General features: G+C 69.2%; 4 protein-coding genes. 2 read left to right on the top strand and 2 right to left on the bottom strand.

Features of this window, described 5'->3' with window-relative positions; genetic code table 11:
* Positions 1 to 93: 93 nt before the first annotated feature.
* Both G6027_RS08040 and G6027_RS08035 read right to left on the bottom strand, forming a co-directional pair.
* The gene (locus tag G6027_RS08040; RefSeq protein WP_182636719.1) at positions 94 to 1,974 is read right to left on the bottom strand and encodes a long-chain-acyl-CoA synthetase; all 1,881 of its coding nucleotides are present in this window, start codon (positions 1,972 to 1,974) and stop codon (positions 94 to 96) included.
* Complete coding sequence (locus tag G6027_RS08035; protein WP_182636718.1) at positions 1,971 to 2,597, bottom strand: TetR family transcriptional regulator; 627 nt, start codon at positions 2,595 to 2,597, stop codon at positions 1,971 to 1,973. The genes G6027_RS08040 and G6027_RS08035 overlap by 4 nt, the downstream gene beginning before the upstream one ends.
* Positions 2,598 to 2,736: 139 nt before the next feature.
* Between G6027_RS08035 and G6027_RS08030 the strand changes: the two genes are divergently transcribed.
* On the top strand, positions 2,737 to 2,940 hold the full coding sequence (locus G6027_RS08030) for a DUF2613 domain-containing protein (RefSeq protein ID WP_241726929.1): 204 nt from the start codon (positions 2,737 to 2,739) through the stop codon (positions 2,938 to 2,940).
* A 22-nt stretch (positions 2,941 to 2,962) separates the two neighbouring features.
* Positions 2,963 to 3,667: alpha-(1->3)-arabinofuranosyltransferase family protein (locus G6027_RS08025; RefSeq protein ID WP_182636717.1), on the top strand; the 705-nt coding region annotated here is incomplete at its 3' end.

The raw sequence follows: 3,667 nt of genomic DNA, 5'->3' as shown, positions 1-3,667 counted from the left end.
GTCGGTCAGGCGCACGGCGGCCGGGCATGCGGGGGCGGGGCATGCGGGGACTGGGCATGCGGCGGCGGGACCTCCTCCGTGGTGTCCCCGGCCTCAGGCCTTGCCGGCGACGACGTCGTTCTCCGCCCCATCGTAGAAGGGGATGTATCCCTTGTCGGACGACAGGACGTAGAGCGGGTCGTCGAACTGGGAGGTGTCGAACGCCTGCTCGCGCAGTTCGGTCTTGCGGCTCTTGTAGGTGGACGTCACCTCGAGCTCCTTGGAGAGCCGGATGAACAGCGGAACCGCGTACGACGGCAACGACTTGCGCAGGTGCTCGGCGAGCGCGGCGCCGTCGAAGTCGGACTTGTCGTGCAGCCGGACGGCGGCCATGCCCGCCTTGCCATCGGCCCCCGGCACCGGCACTCCGTAGACCACGGCCTGGTCGACCTCGTGGCGGGCGCTGACGGCCGCCTCCACCTCGGTGGTCGCCACGTTCTCGCCCTTCCACCGGAAGGTGTCGCCCAGCCGGTCGACGAACGAGGCGTGCTTGAGGCCCTGGTCCAGCATGAGGTCGCCCGAGACGAACCAGGCGTCACCGTCACTGAAGGCGTCGCGGATGATCTTCTTCTCCGTGGCCTCCTTGTCGGTGTAGCCGTCGAAGGGCTGGGTATCGGAGATGCCGCTGATCAGCAGGCCGGTCCCGCCCTTGCCCACCTTGGTGAGCCGGCCGTCCGCGCCGCGGCGGGGCTCCCCGGTGTCCGGGTCGTAGTCCACGATCGCGAAGTCCATCGGGCAGTAGCCGGTGGTCTTGGGGACGTTGAAGGCGTTGACGAACGCGATGTTGCACTCGCTGGCCGCGTAGAACTCACAGATCCGGTCCACGCCGAACCGCTGTTGGAACTCGTCCCAGATCTCGGGACGCAACCCGTTGCCCGTCATCACCCGGATGGAGTGGTCACGATCACCCGGACCGGGTTCCTGGTTGAGCAGGTAGCGGCAGATCTCGCCGATGTAGATGGCGGCGGTGGCTCCGGCCGCGCGGGCCTGGTCCCAGAACCTCGACGCGGAGAAGTGCTCCTCGACGGCCAGGCACGCGCCGGCGGCGAGCACGCAGCCAAGACCGACCGTGAGCGCGTTGTTGTGGTACATCGGCAGCGGACAGAGCAGGACGTCGTCCTTGGAGAGCCGCACACCCGACAGGCCGAAACCGGCGAGTGCGCGGTTCCAGCGGTAGTGGGACATGGTCGAGGCCTTGGGCAGACCCGTGGTGCCCGAGGTGAACACGTAGTACGCGGTCTCGTTGCCCAGCGTCTCGTCCGCCTCGGGCGGGTTGGTGGCGCCGGCGTCCGCGCCCAGCTTCTCCAGCTCGTCCTCGAGCCAGGTCAGATCAGAGAGCTCATCCGGGCGGTGGCCCGCCGTGAAGTCGCGGAACGGGAGGTCGACCTCGGTCCCCACGGCGATCAGCTCACCGAGCCACTTGTCGCGGGGGACGGACCCGGCGGCCTCGGCGCACTCCGCCCCGATGAGGACGACCTTCGACTCGATGATCTTCTGCGAGTGCTCGAGGACCTCCCCGCGCTGGTGGTGGTTGAGCAGGCCCACCGAGGCGCCCACCTTGACCGCGCCGAGGATGGCGAGCATGACCTCGGGCCGGTTGACCATGCAGATGCCGACGGTGTCACCGCGCTCGACCCCACGAGCCTTGAGCACCTCGGCGAAGAGGTTGGCGCGCCGGTTCGCCTCCCCGTAGGTGATCTCGGAGCCCAGGAAGCGCAGGAACGGGGCGTCCGGCTGGCCGGCCGCCAGTTCCTGGAACCTCCTGCCGATGGAGATCTTGTCGGTCCCGCGGGAGGTCCGGACGATCCGGAGACCACGCAGGACGGTCGGCAGATCGGAGACGAGAGAGGGCAGGCCTCCCGCCAGGTCGAACGGGGTGAGCGTCCTGGCGCCCTGGGACGTCCGGCGGGCGGTGTCTTCGGTCGTGTCGGTCACGGCTTCTCCTCTTTAGGGGTGGTGAGTGACTTGGCGGGATCTCCGGCGAGGCCGCGCCACGCGAGTTCGACGACCACTCCTGCGGCCACCGATTTGGGTATGGACCGGTGCGCGACGCGGTCGGCGACCGCCTCCCCGGCCCCGACGAGCGCGGTGGCGACCACCTCGAGCACCTCGCGGCTGCGCTCGTCCACCGAGTTCTGCGCGAGCAGATCGGTGGTCAGGTCCACCAGGACGGAGCGGGTCTTCTCGACCTCGTCGCTGAACGCGGGTTCGGCGACGGCCTGGCGGTACACGACGTTCCACGAGTCGGCGTGGTCGTCCACGTAGTCGAGGAACGCCTCCACGACGCTCTCCAGACTGTGACGCGCACCGGTCCCACTGGTCGCCGCGGAGGTGAGGTGGTCGATGAGTCGCCCGGACTCACGGATCACGCACGCGGAGAACAGTTCCTCCTTGGAGCCGTAGTAGAGATACAGCATCGGCTTGGAGATCCTGGCGTCCTTGGCGATGGTGTCCATCGACGCTGATCGGTAGCCGAGGTCGGAGAACACGCGGATGGCCGAGTCGAGCATCTGCTGTTCGCGGATCGCGCGTGGGATCCGTTTGGTCCCCGTCGTCACAGGACTCCCTTCCGGCGGGACGTGGTGTCGTGTCCCACACCAACTTACCGGCCAGTAAGTAGTTGTGGGCGACACTACGCACGATCCACGGGGTACCGGGTGATACTCTTTCGGCGTCGGCGTGCCCCGCGGCACCGCCATGACACCCATTCTCGTGACCCGCAGGGAGAACTCGATGAGCTTCGGTACCGGAGCGCTCGCCAGCGCAGTCGGCGGAATCGTCCTCGGCGGCATCGTCGCCTTCGGCGCCAACTCCGCGATGGCCGAGAACTCCATCCCGGAGGTCGCGCAGCCGCCCGCCGACCAGGCCCTCCTCGGCCAGGTCGAGTACGGCGCCCGCTAGTCCCTCCCCCGCGCCGGCCGAGGTGACCCGCGGGATCCGTCTCGGTGCAGGCGCACGCGACGCGGTCGTCGCGTTCCTCGGTTTCCTTCTCCTCTCCTGCCTGCAGTCCCCGGGTCTGGTCGTCCCCGACACCAAGTACGACCTCGTCGTCGACCCCGGACGCTTTCTCGCGCAGGCCACCCACCTGTGGACCGGACTGTCGTTCGGCGGCCAGGTCCAGAACCAGGCGTACGGATACCTCTTCCCCCAGGGCCCGTTCTTCGCGCTGTTCGACCTGGTGGGGATGCCCGCCTGGCTGACCCAACGATTGTGGTGGGCGGTTCTGCTGACCCTCGCCTACGTCGGGGTGGTCCGGGTCGCGGCCGCCCTGCGGATCGGCACCCCCCAGACCAGGGCCGTGGCCGGGATCCTCTACGCGCTCGCCCCGCGGATGCTCGGCGACCTCGGGTCGATCTCCTCCGAGATCTGGCCCGTGGCGCTGGCCCCGTGGGTACTGCTCCCGGTGGTGCGGGTGTTGCAGGGACACATGTCCCCGCGTCGGGGTGGAGCCGGTGCCGCGCTGGCCCTGGCGTTGATGGGCGCGGTCAACGCGGTCGCCACCGCCGTCGCGTGCCTGCCCGCGATCCTGTGGTGGCTCATGCACCGCCCCGGACGCACGTGGGCGAGACTCGCCGCGTGGTGGCTGCCCCTGTCGGTGGCGGTGTGCCTGTGGTGGGCCGTGCCGCTG

Origin of the sequence: Dietzia sp. SLG310A2-38A2 (genome assembly GCF_014145095.1) — a bacterium.
GTDB lineage: Bacteria > Actinomycetota > Actinomycetes > Mycobacteriales > Mycobacteriaceae > Dietzia.
Note: the sequence above shows the minus strand (reverse complement) of the source record. Positions and strands in the feature narration are given on the sequence as shown.